General features: G+C 49.5%; 12 protein-coding genes and 7 pseudogenes. 6 read left to right on the forward strand and 13 right to left on the reverse strand.

What is annotated here, in order from left to right:
* Positions 1 to 300: 300 nt before the first annotated feature.
* A pseudogene (locus RB151_RS24665) lies at positions 301 to 558 on the reverse strand (transposase); the annotation flags it as partial.
* A 97-nt stretch (positions 559 to 655) separates the two neighbouring features.
* A complete protein-coding gene (locus RB151_RS22455) occupies positions 656 to 3682 on the reverse strand; it encodes a Tn3 family transposase (RefSeq protein WP_081364008.1) in 3027 nt (1008 codons plus the stop codon).
* A gap of 178 nt (positions 3683 to 3860) precedes the next feature.
* On the opposite strand from RB151_RS22455, the gene RB151_RS22460 reads away from it, so the two are divergent.
* On the forward strand, positions 3861 to 4490 hold the full coding sequence (locus RB151_RS22460) for a recombinase family protein (RefSeq protein WP_172412282.1): 630 nt from the start codon (positions 3861 to 3863) through the stop codon (positions 4488 to 4490).
* 169 nt (positions 4491 to 4659) lie between these two features.
* Positions 4660 to 6657: a BCCT family transporter gene (locus RB151_RS22465; protein WP_071548920.1), complete on the forward strand. Its 1998-nt coding sequence runs from the start codon at positions 4660 to 4662 to the stop codon at positions 6655 to 6657.
* Positions 6658 to 6728: 71 nt separating this feature from the next.
* On the opposite strand, the gene RB151_RS22470 is transcribed toward RB151_RS22465, so the two are convergent.
* The 4 genes and pseudogenes from RB151_RS22470 to RB151_RS23100 all read right to left on the reverse strand — a co-directional run.
* Positions 6729 to 7586: a universal stress protein gene (locus RB151_RS22470; RefSeq protein WP_071548921.1), complete on the reverse strand. Its 858-nt coding sequence runs from the start codon at positions 7584 to 7586 to the stop codon at positions 6729 to 6731.
* A 2-nt stretch (positions 7587 to 7588) separates the two neighbouring features.
* Positions 7589 to 9067 (reverse strand): SulP family inorganic anion transporter, encoded by a 1479-nt coding sequence (locus RB151_RS22475; protein WP_071548922.1) that lies wholly within the window; start codon positions 9065 to 9067, stop codon positions 7589 to 7591.
* Positions 9068 to 9351: 284 nt separating this feature from the next.
* Positions 9352 to 9639 (reverse strand): annotated as a pseudogene (locus RB151_RS22480) (ArsC/Spx/MgsR family protein); the annotation flags it as partial.
* Between the two features lie 88 nt (positions 9640 to 9727).
* Positions 9728 to 10048, reverse strand: a pseudogene (locus tag RB151_RS23100) (helix-turn-helix domain-containing protein); the annotation flags it as partial.
* A gap of 292 nt (positions 10049 to 10340) precedes the next feature.
* On the opposite strand from RB151_RS23100, the pseudogene RB151_RS22490 reads away from it, so the two are divergent.
* A pseudogene (locus tag RB151_RS22490) lies at positions 10341 to 10586 on the forward strand (hypothetical protein); the annotation flags it as partial.
* A gap of 249 nt (positions 10587 to 10835) precedes the next feature.
* Here the strand turns inward: RB151_RS22490 and RB151_RS22500 are convergent.
* From RB151_RS22500 to groES, 3 genes are all read right to left on the reverse strand, one after another.
* Entirely contained in the window at positions 10836 to 12317 is a 1482-nt protein-coding gene (locus tag RB151_RS22500) for an IS91 family transposase (protein WP_032723056.1), read from the reverse strand.
* Between the two features lie 236 nt (positions 12318 to 12553).
* Positions 12554 to 14194 (reverse strand): chaperonin GroEL, encoded by a 1641-nt coding sequence (groL, locus tag RB151_RS22505; RefSeq protein WP_004201176.1) that lies wholly within the window; start codon positions 14192 to 14194, stop codon positions 12554 to 12556.
* Between the two features lie 55 nt (positions 14195 to 14249).
* Positions 14250 to 14540, reverse strand: a complete 291-nt coding sequence (gene groES / locus RB151_RS22510) for a co-chaperone GroES (protein ID WP_004201172.1) — start codon at positions 14538 to 14540, stop codon at positions 14250 to 14252.
* Positions 14541 to 14733: 193 nt separating this feature from the next.
* Here groES and cutA point away from each other — a divergent pair, with 193 nt between their 5' ends.
* From cutA to RB151_RS24525, 3 genes and pseudogenes are all read left to right on the forward strand, one after another.
* Positions 14734 to 15063, forward strand: a complete 330-nt coding sequence (gene cutA, locus RB151_RS22515) for a divalent-cation tolerance protein CutA (RefSeq protein WP_004201171.1) — start codon at positions 14734 to 14736, stop codon at positions 15061 to 15063.
* A 4-nt stretch (positions 15064 to 15067) separates the two neighbouring features.
* Positions 15068 to 15442 (forward strand): annotated as a pseudogene (locus RB151_RS24520) (protein-disulfide reductase DsbD domain-containing protein); the annotation flags it as partial.
* Between the two features lie 90 nt (positions 15443 to 15532).
* Positions 15533 to 16099 (forward strand): annotated as a pseudogene (locus tag RB151_RS24525) (twin-arginine translocation (TAT) pathway signal sequence domain protein); the annotation flags it as partial.
* Positions 16100 to 16109: 10 nt separating this feature from the next.
* On the opposite strand, the gene RB151_RS22525 reads toward RB151_RS24525, so the two are convergent.
* From RB151_RS22525 to RB151_RS22540, 4 genes and pseudogenes are all read right to left on the reverse strand, one after another.
* Positions 16110 to 16748 carry a phosphoribosylanthranilate isomerase gene (locus RB151_RS22525; RefSeq protein ID WP_004201168.1) on the reverse strand — a complete coding sequence of 213 codons (639 nt, stop codon included), beginning with the start codon at positions 16746 to 16748 and terminating at the stop codon, positions 16110 to 16112.
* Between the two features lie 4 nt (positions 16749 to 16752).
* Positions 16753 to 17118, reverse strand: coding sequence for a bleomycin binding protein Ble-MBL (gene ble / locus RB151_RS22530; RefSeq protein ID WP_004201167.1), 366 nt, complete (start codon positions 17116 to 17118; stop codon positions 16753 to 16755).
* Between the two features lie 3 nt (positions 17119 to 17121).
* Entirely contained in the window at positions 17122 to 17934 is an 813-nt protein-coding gene (locus RB151_RS22535; RefSeq protein ID WP_004201164.1) for a subclass B1 metallo-beta-lactamase NDM-1, read from the reverse strand.
* 100 nt (positions 17935 to 18034) lie between these two features.
* Positions 18035 to 18781, reverse strand: a pseudogene (locus RB151_RS22540) (IS30-like element ISAba125 family transposase); the annotation flags it as partial.
* Positions 18782 to 18876 lie beyond the last annotated feature (95 nt).

Consider the following 18876-nt stretch of genomic DNA (forward strand, 5'->3'; position numbering starts at 1 on the left):
CGTCAGACGATAGAAAAAGAGTTGAAAAGTACCGAACCGATTATTCAGCGTCATCGTAAATCCAATAGACCTGCGAAAACAAAGCTAACTCAACCCCCTAAAAAGGAGACGCCTTCGCCCTTGAAAAAAGGGCGCGATAATCATTCCGTTAGACAAAAGTGATCCTGCCAACGCCGCCGAAGCAAAATCTGCCGCTAGAGGAGACGAAGGTTAATCTCTCAGCATATTGGCCACACCTCTTTCCCAGGCATAACGATGTATCATTTCTTCTTGGGATAAGGTCTGTCGCCGATATTGTTAACTGTGTCGGTCATAATAATGATGAATCATAGTCCCCCGCTGTAATGTTTTTATTGAGAGACCGAGATAGACGGACGTTTTAGATATCAACCCAGATATTTTACATTGTGCCAAGCCCCTCGGGTTTTCTTAGCAAGATGCAGTTTCCAATAGGCTGAAACTGGGCATTGAGGTAATGGCACCAAGTCGGATAATCGTGAATATGTCTAATGTGTTGGGTTGTAATTGAAAATAGCTATCGAGAAGCAATCGAATAAGGGGTTGTGCGCCCATTTCATCGAAAAGTCCAAAGTTTTCTCATAGCCCTTTGATACCAAGGGCTACAGACGATGTGCATTTTAATATTATTGATAGACTATGCCGCTAAGCTTAATGATTCTTCTGAAATGAGAGGATCTAAATTTTCCAGTAATCTTTCCAGAACAATATTATCTTTTTTAAGGCCAAAGGTGTAATTACCGGCCAACTGTATATGCTGCCATGCGACAGGCGATAACTCAGCTATCATATTTACTGCTTCTTGATTATTTTCACGCGCAAATTTTTCAATCAAACTGGATAATAATGCGGAATTATAATAAATAATGCAGTTAGCAATGATACGAGCGCAATCATTCCATTGTTCTATCTGGTAATCATCGCCGCCTCTAAATTGATTACCATTAATTGATGCGATTGCACGCCGTAATTGATGGTAAGCCTCACCCCGATTAAGTGCTTGCTGGACAAACTGCCTGAGCATTTTGTCATCAACATAATCGAGAACGTATAAGCACTTAATTAATCTGTCATATTCACGAAGAGCCGCTAAGGTGCGATTGTTTTTCTTACTGTTAGAAAGCTTAGTAATCACCGTGCTTTGTGTTGTCGTTTTACGGCTTAATGAACAAATTATCCATTGAATATTTTCCCACTCCTCCTGAATGAGTGATAAATTGAGCGATTTTTTAAGTTTCAGAGAAACGACTTCATCAAGCTCAATTTCAAACAATTCATTAAAAACGTGTTTAAATTTTGCATATCGAGGGGCGAATTGATACCCAAAGAGATCAAGGATAGCAAAGTTAACGTTATTAACCCCATGCGTGTCCGTGGCTAATGTTTTGGGTTGAATATCACAGGTATTATTATACAGTAAATCAAATGCGTAATGCGCTTCATATTCGTTGGCTGAAATCACTTTCGTGTTGATTGGTACATGATTTGAAACTAATGTAAGTGCGGATACGCCTTTCCCTTTTCGGAAGTATTTGGCTGAAAATCGGGCTTTAAATGTATTGATTCGGCAACCATGTTTTTGGCCATCAATACTCCCGAATGGGGCACTTTCGTTAATCATATAATAGTTGAAAATCGGCAGTTTTGCTAAAGCATTAGATATCATATCATTGGCTTCACTCGTTGTTTCAGGTCGAATATAGCCGTCATTAACGGCTCTAAGCACACCGATAGCACGATCTGATATTGATGACATATGGTGAACACCATAGTTTGAACCATTTCCAAATATGCAGGCAAGTAAATCGCCTTCTTTAGCCTTAGTGTTTTTCTTTTTTGATGCGATATTTTTAAACGCATCTAAGTAGCCTGTGTTTTGATGAACATAGTCCATAATTTCAATGATCCCCATATGTTGGAGCTGGTTGTATATGGGGTTATCAAGATCATCTTTCCAACGTTTATTCGCCAGTTTCCATGTTAACTGGTTTGATCGTGGCTGAAGTGTCACGAAATCATTCGCTCCATCATGAATATTACGTCCAACCTGCTTCATTTGGTCATTCAATTTTTGCGTTAATTCCGAAAGCGTTTGTTCTATCGGCGTATTGAGACGAGTTAACCCTGTTTTTTGAATAATAATGGGGCTTTTTTTCCAATCGATGGCTGAAATTAAATCATCGTCTAAACGCTTATTATTGGCGCTTTCGTTGATGTAAATATTGTTACTTTCAATCATTCGAGCCACTTTTTGATATAAATAGTATTCAAATCTCCGTGTATTAACCTTTTCATCTATCACGAGAAAAGGTTTATCATTTTTTAGCAGTAATTGCTGATCAACGGTAGAAATGTGCTTATCTTTTTGAAGTTCTGACTTTGCTGTTAACAATTGAGAAGACAGCAATTCCAACCCAGGTTCACACTCAATATCAATAGCGAGAAAAAGCGACCTCATTGTATTCGCAATTTTTCTGTATTGTGTATCAATGTAAAGCCACTCATAATGGGTTTTATCAAAGTTATTTTTATTAAGATGTTTGCTTATTAGTTGTATTTCATCTTTAGAAATCATTGCAAATGCATTTTGACGAATATCACCAAATTGGGTATCGTCACTGATGGTTTCATCAACAAAGAGTTGTAAAACATTACCCGCATACGTTAACTTTTCTCGAATAATTTCCAACTCTTCCGCTATACGTAGTTTAGCGGAAGTACTCGCCGCTTCCCTCTGTTTCCGAGTCACATACAAAAAAGCTGTTACCAATTTATCATTGGTTTCTTGGTAACGAAAAAATAAATAACAAACCAAATATAACATCCCTTGCCATTCGGGGAATCGGCGAATTTTATAAATCGATTGATGCCGAATAATCGATGCATAATAGCTTAAGTTACCTAACGATAAACCTAATTCACCAACGAGACGTTTTACATCGGGATAAACACTTTTTATGGTATTATGCGTTTCAATTTCACTTGCGAGCTCTGTCGGTGTAAAGTCTTTAGCTGCGCCTTGTTGGCCAGATAGACTATTTAATACCCCTTTTGTATGCAGTATCTTCTTTAATTTTTTATGTATTATTGGAGGCATGCTATTTGAAAGGATTACCTCGGTGCGTTGCCTCTCATTAGCTAAAACCGTGGTAATTATATTTTGTAAAGTGGAATAGCCAACCAGTCCTATTCTGTTTTGACCTAAAAAAGCGAGGCATTCATCAAAAATATATTTGGGATATGTGCAGATTGTTGCAACATCATTTAAGCGCTCTATCAAAGCTTGTTTATCTCGCTTTAATAGCCGCGAAAAACCGAGTATTTCATACATTTTCGCGATCAATGTTGCACGAGTACTTTTAGCAATAAAGGGATATTTCGGTTTTTTATTTGGAAAATGAGTCGCATAAATGTAGTCAACATCGTGTTTAACCTCTCGTAGCTTAAATTGAGCAATAACAGGCTTAGCACGGAAATAACCGATCAGAAGAATTAAATATATTTTCGTTTCAATTTTGCTCATTTTAGTGAGGATTTTTTTCATACTCGGATCTAATGAAAAGTATTCTTCACGCTCAATTTGATTAAATATTGGACGTGAATAGAGCTCATGAATTTCCTGTTCAGTCAAAATTTGAATACGGCCTGATTTAATTTCTTTCATTGTAGTCATGTTTTATCCAGTAAAAATAGATGACATCATATAATGGGGTGATGTGCTCAATCGACATAAAGGTGCAATTTAAGTCTACCTTAACTACACTAAGTGAAATCTAGTGTAGTTAGTATGAAAAACAGATGTATAATGCACCGACATAACAACACCAATGTATAGTGCACCGATGAAGACAAATATAAGAATTTATGGATATCTACGTGCTTCTACGTATGATCAAGATGCGTCAAGAGCAAAAAATGAACTGTTGAAATTTGCTGAAGGAATGGGGCTACAAATTGCCTGCTGGTTTGAAGAAAATGAGTCAGGCGCTCAGCTTCACCGACCTGAACTCTTTCGCTTACTCAATGTGGCCATGCCCGGAGATATTATTTTAGTTGAACAAGTGGATAGAATTAGCCGCTTGAATACCGATGACTGGGAAAAATTAAAATATCTCATTGGACATAAAGGGTTAAAGGTCGTTTCTTTAGATCTGCCAACCAGTTACCAGTTTATGAGTCGCACCGATGAATTTACAGAACGAATGCTTGCAGCCCTTAACAGTATGATGTTAGACATGCTGGCAGCGGTTGCAAGAAAGGATTACGAAGATAGACGGCGTCGTCAAGCGCAAGGAGTGCAAAAAGCCAAACAAGAAGGGAAGTATAAAGGCCGTCCGGTCAATAAGATATTACACCAAAAAATTGAAGGCCTTCTAATGGAGAAAAAAAGCTATAGCCAAATAGAAAACCTGATAGGTTGTTCGCGGCATACTATTTCGAAAGTATCAAAATTGATGAAAATAGTACAATAAATGTCCCTCTATTCGTTGAGCAAGTTTATAGTCATACCGCTTGGAATGACATGAGAGAGATATTTAAGTATAAACAAGTGATTGGATACTTTTTAATTCAATAACTTATATTTATCACCATAAACCGAGCTTCATGACAATCATGAGCACGCATTAAAAGGGAGATTGAATGTCATCATCACCACAAAAGTCTCAAACGTGGGGGAAGATAAATCCGCCCGTTTTCTTTGTTTCCGCTTTTATTATTTTATGTGTCGTTGCAGTAGCCGCTATTTTTCCTCAACGTTCTGAAATTTTGTTAAAAACCCTACAAGCTCAACTTTTTGAGAATGCCAGTTGGTTTTATATTCTGGCCGTCGCATTAATTTTATTGACCGTCGCCTATTTAGGGCTCTCTCGATTTGGCCAAATCAAACTCGGTCCAGATCATGCTCAACCGCAATTTAGTTATCTTTCCTGGTTCGCTATGTTGTTTTCTGCTGGAATGGGCATTGGACTGATGTTTTTCGGGGTCGCAGAACCCGTGATGCACTATCTTGCTCCCCCCGTTGGAGACCCACAAACGGTTCAAGCTGCAAGAGAAGCAATGGAAATTACATTTTTCCATTGGGGCTTACATGCTTGGGCGATTTATGCCATTGTCGCCTTAATTCTCGCTTTTTTTAGTTATCGACATGGCTTACCGCTTACATTGCGTTCAGCTCTCTATCCCATCATTGGTGAACGTATCTATGGCCCAATGGGACATGCCGTTGATATTTTTGCTGTTGTTGGCACCGTTTTTGGCGTTGCAACTTCGCTTGGATTTGGTGTTTTGCAAGTCAACGCAGGATTAGCACATTTATTTGGTTTTCCTGTCAGTCCAACGATGCAAGTAATTTTGATCGTGGTGATCACGGGATTAGCGACGTTATCAGTCGTCAGTGGTTTAGATAAAGGCATACGAATTCTCTCTGAACTCAACCTCAGTTTAGCGGGTTTATTATTATTATTAATTGGGATTTTAGGCCCGACAGTACTGTTACTTAAATCTTTTGTCCAAAATACCGGGGCTTATCTTTCAGATATCATCAATAAAACCTTCAATCTTTATGCCTATGAGCCGCAATCGAGTGAATGGTTAGGGGGATGGACATTATTGTATTGGGGATGGTGGCTTTCATGGTCCCCTTTTGTGGGCATGTTTATTGCGAGGATCTCTCGAGGCCGTACTATTCGTGAGTTTGTTACAGGTGTTTTGTTTGTTCCTGCTGGGTTTACACTGCTTTGGATGACTTTTTTTGGAAATAGTGCCATCCATTTGATCCGTGATAATGGGGCAGAAATGTTGGCGCAAGTCGTTCAAAAAGATGTTGCTCTCGCCTTATTTGAATTTTTAAATTACTTTCCGTTTTCATCTGTTCTTTCTTTTGTCGCTATGTTGATGGTCATTGTTTTTTTTGTGACATCTGCGGATTCTGGGGCGATGGTTGTCGATACATTGGCCTCTGGGGGGGAAATACATACACCTGTTTGGCAACGTATCTTTTGGGCTTTTTTGATGGGGGCCGTTGCAATCACACTTTTACTGGCCGGCGGATTAACGGCATTGCAAACCATGACGATAGCGACCGCACTCCCCTTTGCGATTATTTTATTGATTGCTATTGTCGGATTGCTAAAAGCTTTACGGATTGATGTGTATAAAAAAGACAGTCAACAGCTCGCTACCTTAGCACCGAATACCGGACGTGGGGGGTTATCATGGGAGCGTCGATTACGTAAAATAGCTTTCTTTCCTAAACGTAATCAGGTTAAACGTTTCATGACTGAAGTGATTGAGCCTGCTATGCAATCTGTTGTCACTGAGTTGGAAAAGCAGGGGACCGAGGCCGCTATCCATAATGAGAAAGACGATAGGGTGACTCTTGAAGTACAATTTGGTGAGAACTTCAATTTTCTCTATGAAATACGATTACGGGACTATCTGACGCCTTCTTTTGCATTAGTGGGTATGGATGATGATGAAAATAATGAGTCTCAGAAATACTACCGCGCTGAAGTTTATTTAAAGGAAGGTGGGCAAGACTACGATATTATGGGATGGAGTGAAGCGCAGATTATTCATGATATCCTCGATCAATATGAAAAACACATTCATTTTATTCATATTGTCGATAAATCGTAGCCACTTATTATGATAGAGAGGTGACGAAAGCGAGTCACCTCTCTTGGTAATAATGACTATAGACGAAAAAACTAACGAATGATGAGTAATGACACGGGCGTTTTATGTATCATCTCTGTCGTATGACTTCCGGTAAAAAATTGCCTCAATCGCGAATGACCAAAAGCCCCCATGATGATCAAATCAATATGGTGTTGTACTGCAAAGTTACACAACTCATCAACGATGCTATTGTCACCCTCAAGTAAATTGGCTTTCACCTGAATACCGGCTTGATGAAGTTGGTTTTGTGCTTTTTTGAGCTGACAGTCTTGGTTACCGTACATCACCAGATAGCAATCACTATCGGCTAATAATTTCACTTGTGTTAACCGATGAATGATTCGTTCACCTTCCTCACTGCCATCAAATGCAATCATCATCTTTTTCGGTGGGGTAAAGTTTCGCTTACAGATAAGCACTGAGTTTTTTTGAAGTCGAATAATGCCTTCGAGTTGACGGCCAATATGACCCGTTAACTCAGATTGCTCGCCTCGACGACCGAGTACAACAATATGCGTATCTTCTTGATTTAGTACTTCGGCTAACGTTCCTTGTCGCTGAAGTGTATTAACATCATGAAGACCTAAATCTTGAGTGATTTTTTTTGCTCTCATCAATAATTGTCGGCCTTCCTCACGGGTTAAACGCGCTCGCTTTTCCTCAATATCCACGAGTTCATTCAATAAAGTTTCTCGGGTATCAAATCCTATGATCCCACTTAAATCATGGTGTGCTGATGTCGAGATTTTTTCATTCATGTGTAACAGTGTCAGTGGTAGGTCGAGTGTTTGGGCTATCCAGACACTGGCCTGACAAACGGCAATTGCCGAAGACGAACGGTCAATACACCCAATTACGCAATTTTTTTGAATGATATCTGCTGCCATAATTAATGACCTCCCATGAATTTTTCAATTTTTTTCGGGTCGTCATGAATACCAAATTTATCAACCAATGTTGCAGTGGCTTCATTCATCCCTTTAATTTCAACATCAATGCCTTCACGTCTAAACTTAATCACCACTTTATCTAACGCACTGACGGAGGTGATATCCCAAAAATGAGCATGATCCATATCGATAATCGCTTTATCAATGTCTTCTTTAAAATCAAAAGCATTAACAAAGCGTTCCGATGTAGCAAAGAAAATTTGTCCTCGAACCTCATAATGGCGTGCTTTTTTATCCCTGCTTGATGTAACTGTCATGTATCGCGCGACTTTATTAGCAAAATTAAGCGCTGTGATGAGCACTCCGACAAGTACCCCGTAAGCCATATTATGGGTCCAAACGACAACAATGACGGTGGCTATCATAACGACACTGGTTGATAGCGGATGAACTCGTATATCAGCAAGGGAGCGCCAAGAAAAGGTTCCAATTGACACCATAATCATCACAGCAACTAACGCCGCCATTGGAATTTTTGATACCCAATCATTAAGAAAAACCACCATTAACAATAAAACAATACCGGCAACCAACGTAGATAATCGGCCTCGGCCACCCGATTTAATATTGATGATGGATTGACCAATCATCGCACATCCTGCCATCCCGCCAATAAAGGCAGTGGCAATATTCGCAATACCTTGCCCTTTGCATTCTCGATTTTTATCACTGGTTGTATCGGTCAAATCATCCACAATAGTTGCGGTCATCATCGATTCCAATAAGCCAACAACGGCAAGCGCTAGTGAGTAGGGTAATATGACCAGTAGCGTTTCGATATTCAAGGGAATATCAGGCACAAGGAAGATGGGTAAACTGTCAGGCAAAACGCCCATATCACCGACTGTGCGGATATCAAGACCCAGACTAATTGAAATTACCGTTAATACAACGATACACACTAATGGTGAAGGAATGGTCTTATTGATTAATGGAAACAGATAGATAATCCCTAAGCCTGCCGCGGTCATCGCATAAACATACCAACTTACATGGGTTAACTCTGGAAGTTGGGCTAAAAAAATCAAGATAGCTAACGCATTAACAAACCCCGTTACGACAGAGCGTGAAACAAACCGCATTAAATTACCGAGCTTTAAATATCCTGCGATAACTTGAAATATCCCAGTTAATACCGTCGCAGCTAATAGGTACTGAAGGCCATGTTCTTTCACCAGAACGACCATTAAAAGTGCCATTGCACCCGTTGCGGAGGAAATCATGCCGGGGCGCCCCCCGATAAAAGCGATAATTACCGCAATAGAAAATGCGGCGTATAACCCCACTTTGGGGTCGACGCCGGCAATAATTGAAAAAGCGATAGCTTCAGGAATTAACGCTAAAGCAACAACAATACCGGCTAGGACATCCCCACGGATATTACCCAGCCAGTCCTGACGAGTGGAGGACAAAAGCATATTAGACTACCTTGTAATCTATCAATCCCAAGATGGGAGATTATATTTTAAATAAACGAAATTATCCCAAAGAAGGGATGTGGGAATTGGCTGATTTAGTATCAACCTAAAAGGAAGGAGGTATCTCAGGGTGGCGTAAGGCGCATAATATGATCAGCTGTTCCTATGAATAGTATGTTTTTTTTAAAATACCAATATCAACGACCTTAAGCAAGTACCGGATTAACATGAGCGTACTGATGCCATACATCGGTACGCTCATCATGATAAATATCGTCAGAGATTTACTTTACTCTGATGCCTTGTTTATCAACAATAACCTCGCCATCTTCTTTGATAAATTCACGTTGTTGCGAATGAGGTAATATATCCAAAACGACTTCTGAAGGTCGGTAAAGCTTAGTTCCTACTGGTGTAACAACAATCGGTCTATTAATCAGTATTGGGTACTGCAACATAAAATCAATTAATTGCTCATACGGCTCAACATTTTTTCGTAATAACGCCCTTACCGTAATTTTCATATCGGCAATAAGTTTTACTAATATATCCTTAGACGGCAGGGTTTCTAAATTTTAATTTTTCAATGTAATAGCATCGAGTGTTAATGCTACCGTATAAGATATCGCCTGTAGCCCTTGATATTACAGGGCTAAGAGCAAACTTTGGACTTTTCGATGAAATGGGCGCGTAACCCCATAAACAACGGATCGCTTCAACAATAAATTTCCAGAGGATTGAATCGATTTTGAGTTTTCTGTGACCACGTCTACGTCTAGCGAAGGTGTTATCAGAAGCATATCGAGCTTGATAAACGTCATTGATGCTATTTCTTTTAAGCTCACGATAGATCGTACTAGGATGTCTTTTAATGAGTTCAGCAAATTTTCTGGCTGAAAAGCCTTCTTTTCTTGACTCAAGCATTAATGCAGTACGATCTTCAAAGTTAAGATGATGGTATGACAATTTTATATACTCCATAAACCCTTTAAATTAATTAGGTGGTTTATGTCGCACTTCAAGTTTTACTCTGCCCTCCATTGTTTTCAATTTATCGGATTTCTAAAAACATGAGATATATGTTTCAATAAAAGTTTTTAAGAACTTTATACACCAAATACCAATGCTTCACTTATGATAAAGTGGATTAAAATTGCAGAAAATGGGTAAATCCATAAAAAATGTCAACATCTTCAAATATACAATTGTATTTCAATTTCCGTTGTTTATAGTTGGAACATTTTTTTAAATCTCTACACTCAAGGTTAGATTTATGTCTACTGCTCATAAAAAAGCATCCTTATTGCAAAAAGTCAGTAAAGGACTCACAGTTGGTTCAGTCATTACAGGAAGCACGTTTTTACATGGTCCCCCTGTTTTGGCACTCGGTTTTACCAAGCTGTTTAAAAAATCAAAAAAAGTAGACGAAACCAATATTCAATTGGCCAATAGCTGGATTGGTGTAAACAACCACCTGATTGAAAAGGTGCTGCCAAACCTAAAGTGGGATATGGGTATAGGAAGTTCAACCGCCCTTTTTGGCGAGTCTGGCGGGTAGGAAGCGGCCGCGCAAGCGCCGCTTTGGGCACAGATCGGGCACAGATCGGGGGTTCATGCGTGGGTTTTCGACATCGCGGGGCCACGCAGCGGCTCAGTGCGTAGCCATTTCTCACCGAATCCCGGCACAGGGCCGAGCGCAGCCCTGCGGGGTCGTGGCCGCATCGGATCGGACTCTGGCTTGGCTGCCGGCTGTGTGGCCGGCGCCTCATCACGCGGCGGGCGGCGGGGCGCGCGCTGCGGGCCGGTAGTGCGCTTGCTCCAGCGCGCCGTGTTTCTCGAAGTGGGCGAGGATGGCGCGAATGGCCTTGGGGTCTTCGATGCTGGCGACGATCCGCACCGCGCCGCCGCAGTGGGCGCAGGTGGTGATGTCGATGGAAAAGACCCGCTTGAGCCGTTGCGCCCAGCTCATCGCACGGCGCTTCTGCTCGGGGCTGCGCGGCTCGTCGTGGGCGCTGACGTCCACTGGCGCCGCATCGCCCGCAGGCCGCCTGCCGCGCCCCGAGGGCGTCAGCTGCGCGCGCAGGTTTGCATTCGGGGCGAATACGCCGTGGAAGCGGGTGAGATGCGCGCGTGGCGGCGGGACCAGTGCCGCCAGCTTGGCGATGAAGTCCACCGCATCCCATTCGACATGCGTGGTGCCATTGCGCCACGGCGTCTTGAGCTGGTAACGCACCCTGCCCTGTGGCGAGATCGATAGCCGCTGCTCGCTGATCGCCGGGCGCGTGATGTAGCGGCACAGCTTTTCGAGCTTGTGGCTTTCGTGTGCTTCCGCGGCCACGCCGGCATGCAGCGAGAAGCCGCCGACCTTGCCGGCGTCGCCCTCCAGCGGACCGGCGTCGCCAGGCAGCGTTTGCAGCGTGACGACCTTGCGGCCAGCGTCGCGACCGGTGGCGATGCGGTAGGTCATCGAACTCATCCGCAGCCCATCCATGCCGTCGTCGCTACCCGCGCTGTCGGACAGGAACACGGATTCGTCTTCGCCTTCGAGCCAGCCGCGGCGCGACAGGTGCCGGCACACGCGATGCGCGATGGTGTTGGCCAGTTCCGTCAGTTGCGCCGATGTGGGCGCACGGGTGCGGTGCAGGCGCGGCTTGCGCTGCGGACGCTCGGTGGTGTCCTCGTACACGCCGTCGAGCCACAGCATGTGGAAGTGGATGTTGAGATTCAGCGCGCTGCCGAAGCGCTGGATCAGGGTCACCACGCCGCATTGCGCCGTATCCCGCGGCACGCCGGCCTGATCGGCAAGCCAACCGGCGATCACACGATGCACGATGCCCAGCACCGGGCCGATCGCCTCAGGCTTGCTGGCGAACAGGAAGCGCAACGGGTACGGGAAACTCAGCACCCATTGCCGCACCGGCCGCGGGCCGAACACCTCGTCCACCAGATGCCGCGCCGACTCGGCCATGCGCCGTGCGCCGCAGCTCGGGCACAGCCCGCGCTTCTTGCAGGAATACGCCACCAGCCTCTCGGCACGACAGTGCTCGCAGACCACGCGCAGGAAGCCGTGCTCGAGCACGCCGCAGCGCAGGTAGGTCTCGAACTCCTCGCGCACATACTCGGGCAGCGGGCGGTCTTCGGCCTCAAGACGCGCGATGAAGTCCGGGTAGTGCGCCTGCACTAGCGCGTACAGCAGCGTGCGCTCGGGCAGGTGGCGCGCGTAACGCGCAGCGGCGTGGGCGGCCGGCAGTGGCGCGCACACCTCGGCCTGCCGCCGGGGTGCGGTCAGGCGCGGCACGCAGCGCTCCGTTGCAGGGACGGCTGCTCAGGGTTGCGCCCGCGAGCACGCGTTCATATCGGCGTTTTCTGATCTTCGCGTCAGACATTGCCGCGGGGCGGGTAGGAAGTCTCCCGCCTCGGACGCCAGAACGCACAAAGCCCGGCACGAGGCCGGGCTTTGTGGTCTTGCTTGATGGATCGCGGGGCTTAGAAATCCATGCCGCCCATGCCGCCCATGCCGCCGCCGGCCGGCATCGCCGGCTCGTCCTTCTTCGGGGCCTCGGCCACCATCGCTTCGGTGGTGATCATCAGGCCCGCGATCGACGCGGCGTTCTGCAGCGCGGTGCGGGTGACCTTGGTCGGGTCCAGGATGCCGAACTCGATCATGTCGCCGAACTCGCCGTTGGCGGCGTTGTAGCCGAACGCACCCGAACCTTCGACCACGCGGTTGAGGATGACCGACGGCTCATCGCCGGCATTGGTCACGATCTCGCGCAGCGGGGCTTCCATCGCGCGCAGGGCGATCTGGATGCCGTGGTTCTGGTCTTCGTTCACGCCCTTGATGCCGGCGATCGCCGCCTTGGCACGGATCAGGGCGACGCCGCCGCCCGGGACGATGCCTTCCTCGACGGCCGCACGGGTCGCGTGCAGGGCGTCTTCGACGCGCGCCTTCTTTTCCTTCATCTCGACTTCGGTGGCGGCACCGACCTTGATCACCGCAACGCCGCCGGCCAGCTTGGCCACGCGCTCCTGCAGCTTCTCGCGGTCGTAGTCGGAGGAGGTCTCCTCGATCTGCGCCTTGATCTGCTTGATGCGCGCCTCGATGCCCGCGCCTTCGCCGGCGCCATCGATGATGGTGGTGTTTTCCTTCGACACCTGGATCTTCTTGGCGCGGCCGAGGTCCTTGATGGTGGCCTTCTCCAGCGACAGGCCGACTTCCTCGGAAATCACCACGCCGCCGGTCAGGATCGCCATGTCTTCCAGCATCGCCTTGCGACGGTCGCCGAAGCCCGGGGCCTTCACCGCGCAGACCTTGACGATGCCGCGGATGGTGTTGACCACCAGGGTCGCCAGCGCTTCGCCTTCGACTTCCTCCGCCACGATCAGCAGCGGCTTGCCGGCCTTGGCCACGCCCTCGAGGACGGGCAGCAGGTCGCGCACGTTGGAGATCTTCTTGTCGTACAGCAGGATGAAGGGATCATCCAGGTCGGCCGACATCGACTGCTGGTTGTTGACGAAGTACGGGCTCAGGTAGCCGCGGTCGAACTGCATGCCCTCGACCACGTCGAGTTCGTTGTCCAGGCCGCTGCCTTCCTCGACCGTGATCACGCCTTCCTTGCCGACCTTGTCCATCGCCTGCGCGATCAGGTCGCCGATGTTGGCATCCGAGTTCGCGGAGATCGCGCCGACCTGGGCGATTTCCTTGCTGGTCGACGACGGCTTGGACAGCGACTTCAGTTCGCCGACCGCGGCCTTCACCGCCTGGTCGATGCCGCGCTTCAGGTCCATCGGGTTCATGCCGGCGGCGACCGCCTTCATGCCCTCGCGGATGAACGCCTGCGCCAGCACGGTGGCGGTGGTGGTGCCGTCGCCGGCGTTGTCGGAGGTCTTGGAAGCGACTTCCTTCACCATCTGCGCGCCCATGTTCTCGAACGCGTCAGCCAGTTCGATTTCCTTGGCGACGGAGACGCCGTCCTTGGTGATGGTCGGCGCGCCGTAGCTCTTCTGCAGCACGACGTTGCGGCCCTTCGGGCCGAGGGTCGCCTTCACGGCGTTGGCGAGCACGTTGACGCCGCGCACCATCTTGGAGCGCGCGTCTTCGCCGAAACGAATGTCCTTGGCAGCCATTGCGAATTACCTCGAAAAATTATTCGGATGAGAAATGTGTGGGAGCGACGCGCGATCAGCCGAGGATCGCGAACAGGTCGTCTTCCTTCACCACCAGCAGCTCGACGCCGTCCAGCTTCACTTCGGTGCCGCTGTACTTGCCGAACAGCACCTTGTCGCCGACCTTGACCTGCGGCGCGCGGACCTGGCCGTTGTCCAGCACCTTGCCGGTGCCGACGGCGACGACTTCGCCCTTGATCGGCTTCTCGGTGGCCGAATCCGGGATCACGATCCCGCCGGCGGACAGCTTCTCTTCTTCCATGCGCTTGATGACCACGCGGTCGTGCAGCGGCTTGATATTGGACATGGCAACCTCGGTAAATGGTTGATTGACGTGGAAAAACCCGGCGATTTTAGCAGTCGCGCGAAGCGAGTGCCAAACCGCGGACAACAGAACCGGGCGAACCCGGCATGCCACCGAGATGGGGCGGGCCCGCCGACTTTCAAGGGCCGCACGCGGATGTCCGCCAGGCCCGCCGGATCGGGGCAGCCGCTACCCTATGCCGGTGAGCGCCCTGATCTGCTTCTGCACCTGTCCCGACGCCGACAGCGCCGAGCGCATCGCCACCGCGCTGGTGGCCGAGCGCCTGGCCGCCTGCGTCAACCTCCTGCCCGGCCTGCGTTCGGTCTATCGCTGGCAACGCAAGGTCGAGGCCGCGGCCGAGGTCCTGCTGCTGGTCAAGACCAGTGCCGAGGCCTACCCCGCCCTGCAGGAACGCCTGCGCCAACTGCATCCCTACGAACTCCCGGAGCTGCTCGCGGTCGAAGCCGCGTCCGGCCTGCCCGAATACCTGCAATGGCTGGCCGCCGAGAGCCGACCGGTAAACTGAGCCAATGACCGCATCCACGATCCGCCTGCGCCGCTGGCTGGCCGGGCTCGCCCTGCTGCTTGCGCTGCCCGCGACCTCGGCCGTCGCCCAGGACTTCGAACTGCCGCCGGTCGACGAGGTCTTCGTCCTGTCCGCGCAGGCCACCGCGCCGGACCGCATCGAGGTGCGCTGGCGGATCGCCGACGGCTATTACCTGTACCGGCACCGCACCTCGGTCAAGGCCGATGCCGCCTTCACCGGCGCGACCATGGCGCTGCCGAAGGGCAAGGCCTACCGCGACGAATTCTTCGGCGACGTCGAAACCTACCGCAAGGAATTGCTCGGCACCCTCACCGGCACGCCCGCGGCCGGCGCGAGCGCGACCACCCTGACCGTGAAGTACCAGGGCTGCGCCGATGCCGGCGTGTGCTACCCGCCGCAGACCCGCACCCTGAAGGTCGCGTTGCCGGGCGAAGCGGGCGCTGGCGGCTTCGGCTGTAAGGCGCGCGGGCTGCATGATTATGTCGTCAAGAACGGCTCTGCCGATCATCCCAACGCCGAGGTGAAATTCGCACTGGGTGATGTGGTCAACACCATGATCGGCTGCACTAATGGTGAAACGATCATGCTGTGCCACGACACCTCGCTGCCGCGCCCCTATTCTCTCGGCTTTCGGGTGCAAGGCACCGAGGGGCTGTGGATGGACGTCAACAAGTCGATCTATCTGGAGGGCAAGAGCCCACAGCCGCACCGCTGGGAGCCTGCCGAGGGCTGGTTTGCGAAATACGATCACCCGCTATGGAAACGCTACGCCGATCTGGCGGCAGGGGCCGGGCATGGCGGGATGGACTGGTTCGTGATCCACGCTTTTGTCGAGGCGCTGAAGGCCAAGGCCCCGATGCCAATCGACATTTACGACGCGCTGGCCTGGAGCGCGATCACGCCTCTGTCGGAACAATCGATTGCTGAGGGCAATCGCACGTTAGATTTTCCCGACTTCACCCGAGGGCAGTGGCGCACCCGCAAGCCGATCTTTGCGCTGAACGACGCCTATTGATCGACGCGATTTAGGCCAAGCGCACCGCAAAGGCGAAATTGGTAATCTTGTCGGTATCCTTGACGCCCGGCGCGCTTTCGACGCCGCTGGAGGTATCGACCAGCGGCGCTCCGGTGCGCGCAATCGCCTCGGCAACATTCGTCGGATTTAGCCCGCCTGCCAGCCCCCACGGCAAGGCACCGCGATATCCGGCCAGCAGCGACCAGTCGAACGCCAACCCCATGCCGCCGGGCAGCGCGCCTTTGGGGGTCTTGGCGTCGAACAAGATCAAGTCCGCCGCCCCGGCATAGGCTGCGGCGCGTGCGACATCGCTGGCGCTGGCGACGGGCAGCGCCTTCCACACCGGCTTGCCAAACCGCGCGCGCAACTGGGCCACGCGTTCGGGCGATTCCGAACCGTGCAGCTGCAGCGCGTTCAGCTTGGCTGCCACCAGTGCGTCGGCGATGACAGCATCATCCGCATCGACGAACAAACCGACCATGGCGATCTGGCCAGCTGCGCGCGATGTCAAAGCGCCCGCGACATTCGACGTAACCGCACGGGGCGACGCTGGATAGAACACCAACCCGGCATAGTCCGCCCGCGCCGCGATGGTCGCATCGAGCGCCTCGGGTGTGCTGATCCCGCAAATCTTGATTTTCGCGGGCATGCGGTCAGTCGGGGTTCTGGATCAGCCGCACCAGCGTGCAGTCGGGATCGATCAGGTAGCCGATCCTCAGGCCGCTCGCCTCCAGTTGCGGAGCTTTGAAGCGCGGCCAGCCGGTGCTTTTTTCCTCGGCTCCCGCCGCGTTCACCAATGCCACCATGGCATCGAGATCATCCAACCGCAGGCAACAGCCGAACGAGCTCGTAGCTGGGTCGAGGTCAGGATAGGGGAAGAATTCGAGCTGCAAACCGCCGCGCTGCAGGATCATCCAGCCGCGATCCTTCCAACTCGTCGCAAAGCCCAGCTTCGCATAAAACGCCTCTGTCACATCGAAATCGCGCGATGGCAGATTGGGGGTGACGTGGTCAGCCATGGCTCAGCGCAGCTTGTCGGCCATGCGGGCCGTATGAGTGATTGCGGCGCGGCTATCGGGGGCGGAATGGCTCATCACGATCATGCTGGCCTTGGGGAACGCCGCACCAAACGCGCGCGCTGACGCGGCGTAGTGCTCAGTGTCGGCATCACCGAGATTGCCGAGCGACTTGGCCTTGCTGTCCTTGATCAGGCAGCCACCAAAAGCGATGTCGGTGCCGTCGATCCCAACGGTGATATTGTCACTGGTGTGGCCGGGGCCGGGGTAAAATACCTTGAGCGGGCCAAAGTTGGGCGCGGTTGCTGGTTCGACCCAGCCATTGGCGGCGAAAGTCAGGCTGTGTTGCGCCGCAACCATCCCCTCTTGCGGGGCAAGCTGGTTCGACAACGCATTGGCATAAGTCGCAATCCCCGCCGCATGCAGCGCGTCCATACCGCCCATCTTGTCCTGATGCGCGTGAGTCACCACCGCCAGCGCGACCGGCAGGTTGATCTCCTGCTTGATCCAGTTGAGGATCTGGGCGGTCTGGTCATCGGTCCAGGCGGTATCGACCACCAGCACGCGGCCGCCATCCCTGACGATCAAACCGTTGGAAGCGACTGCCCCGAAACCCGGCATGTCGAGATAGGAAGTGTGCTGCCAGACATTCGGTGCGAGCTGGCGGAAAACCAGATCGCCAAACCGTTGGTCGCCAGTTTCCATTTGCTGGCCAATCGTCGGGCGGATTTCACCGGGCATGCACCCGCTCAGCATCAATGCAGCGGCTAATGCGGTGCTCAGCTTCGCGACCGGGTGCATAATATTGGGCAATTCCATCAAGTTTTCCTTTTATTCAGCATTAAAAACCCCGCAAATGCGAGGCCTAGTAAATAGATGATCTTAATTTGGTTCACTGTAGCAAAAATATGGGGCGAATTCAAACATGAGGTGCGACAGTTTCAAAAGCCATATGATAATCAACAAGCTGAGCAAATTTCTCTAATGGTGTAAGCCAATCTAACGCCTTTCTAGGACGAGTATTCAGTGACATGGCAACTTGATTTAAATAATGCTGATCTGCCTGATTTAAATCAATCCCTTTAGGTAAATATTGCCTAATTAAACCATTCATATTTTCGCATGTGCCTTTTTGCCAGGGTGAATGTGGGTCACAGAAATATACATCTATGCCTAAATCTTCTTCGAGTATTTTATGTTCTGACATCTCACGTCCACGGTCATAGGTCAACGTTTTACGCAGTTCTGCAGGTAAATATTTCAGAGCTTCAGTTAAAGCCTTGCGCACTGATTCTGCCTTTGCATCAGGTAATGTTGCCAAGATACAGAGCCGTGTATTTCGTTCAATAAGTGTTGCTATCGAACTTTTATTGTCTTTACCTTTAATTAAATCAGCTTCCCAATGACCCGGTATTTTTCTTTCTTGAACTTCGGCTGGGCGCTCATGAATAGTTTTAATATCCTGTAATATAGAATCTTTTTTAGGTTCACCGTTAGCTTTTCGCTTTTTATTTTCATGACGTAGACAGGATAATAAGTCTTTTTTCAACTCACCCTTTGGTAATGCTCGTATCGTTGAATAAATCGTTGTATGGCTTACATTCATTGTTTGATCCAAATCAGGAAATGTCTTTAAACGCTTTGCTATTTGCTGAGGAGACCATAAAGGGGTTTCTCGCCCATTTCATCCAAAAGTCTAAAGTTTGCTCGAACCTCTGTGATATCAGGATTTTAAGGGAGAAGTGGTTTATTATAAGTAAT

It is taken from the genome of Providencia rettgeri (assembly GCF_001874625.1).
GTDB lineage: Bacteria > Pseudomonadota > Gammaproteobacteria > Enterobacterales > Enterobacteriaceae > Providencia > Providencia huashanensis.

Bases quoted from the DNA above. Each gene is read 5' to 3' on its own strand.
- RB151_RS22455 (WP_081364008.1), bottom strand. From the start codon at position 3,682: ATGAAAGAAATTAAATCAGGCCGTATTCAAATTTTGACTGAACAGGAA.
- RB151_RS22460 (WP_172412282.1), top strand. From the start codon at position 3,861: ATGAAGACAAATATAAGAATTTATGGATATCTACGTGCTTCTACGTAT.
- RB151_RS22465 (WP_071548920.1), top strand. From the start codon at position 4,660: ATGTCATCATCACCACAAAAGTCTCAAACGTGGGGGAAGATAAATCCG.
- RB151_RS22470 (WP_071548921.1), bottom strand. From the start codon at position 7,586: ATGGCAGCAGATATCATTCAAAAAAATTGCGTAATTGGGTGTATTGAC.
- RB151_RS22475 (WP_071548922.1), bottom strand. From the start codon at position 9,067: ATGCTTTTGTCCTCCACTCGTCAGGACTGGCTGGGTAATATCCGTGGG.
- groL (WP_004201176.1), bottom strand. From the start codon at position 14,194: ATGGCTGCCAAGGACATTCGTTTCGGCGAAGACGCGCGCTCCAAGATG.
- groES (WP_004201172.1), bottom strand. From the start codon at position 14,540: ATGTCCAATATCAAGCCGCTGCACGACCGCGTGGTCATCAAGCGCATG.
- cutA (WP_004201171.1), top strand. From the start codon at position 14,734: ATGCCGGTGAGCGCCCTGATCTGCTTCTGCACCTGTCCCGACGCCGAC.
- RB151_RS22525 (WP_004201168.1), bottom strand. From the start codon at position 16,748: ATGCCCGCGAAAATCAAGATTTGCGGGATCAGCACACCCGAGGCGCTC.
- ble (WP_004201167.1), bottom strand. From the start codon at position 17,118: ATGGCTGACCACGTCACCCCCAATCTGCCATCGCGCGATTTCGATGTG.
- RB151_RS22535 (WP_004201164.1), bottom strand. From the start codon at position 17,934: ATGGAATTGCCCAATATTATGCACCCGGTCGCGAAGCTGAGCACCGCA.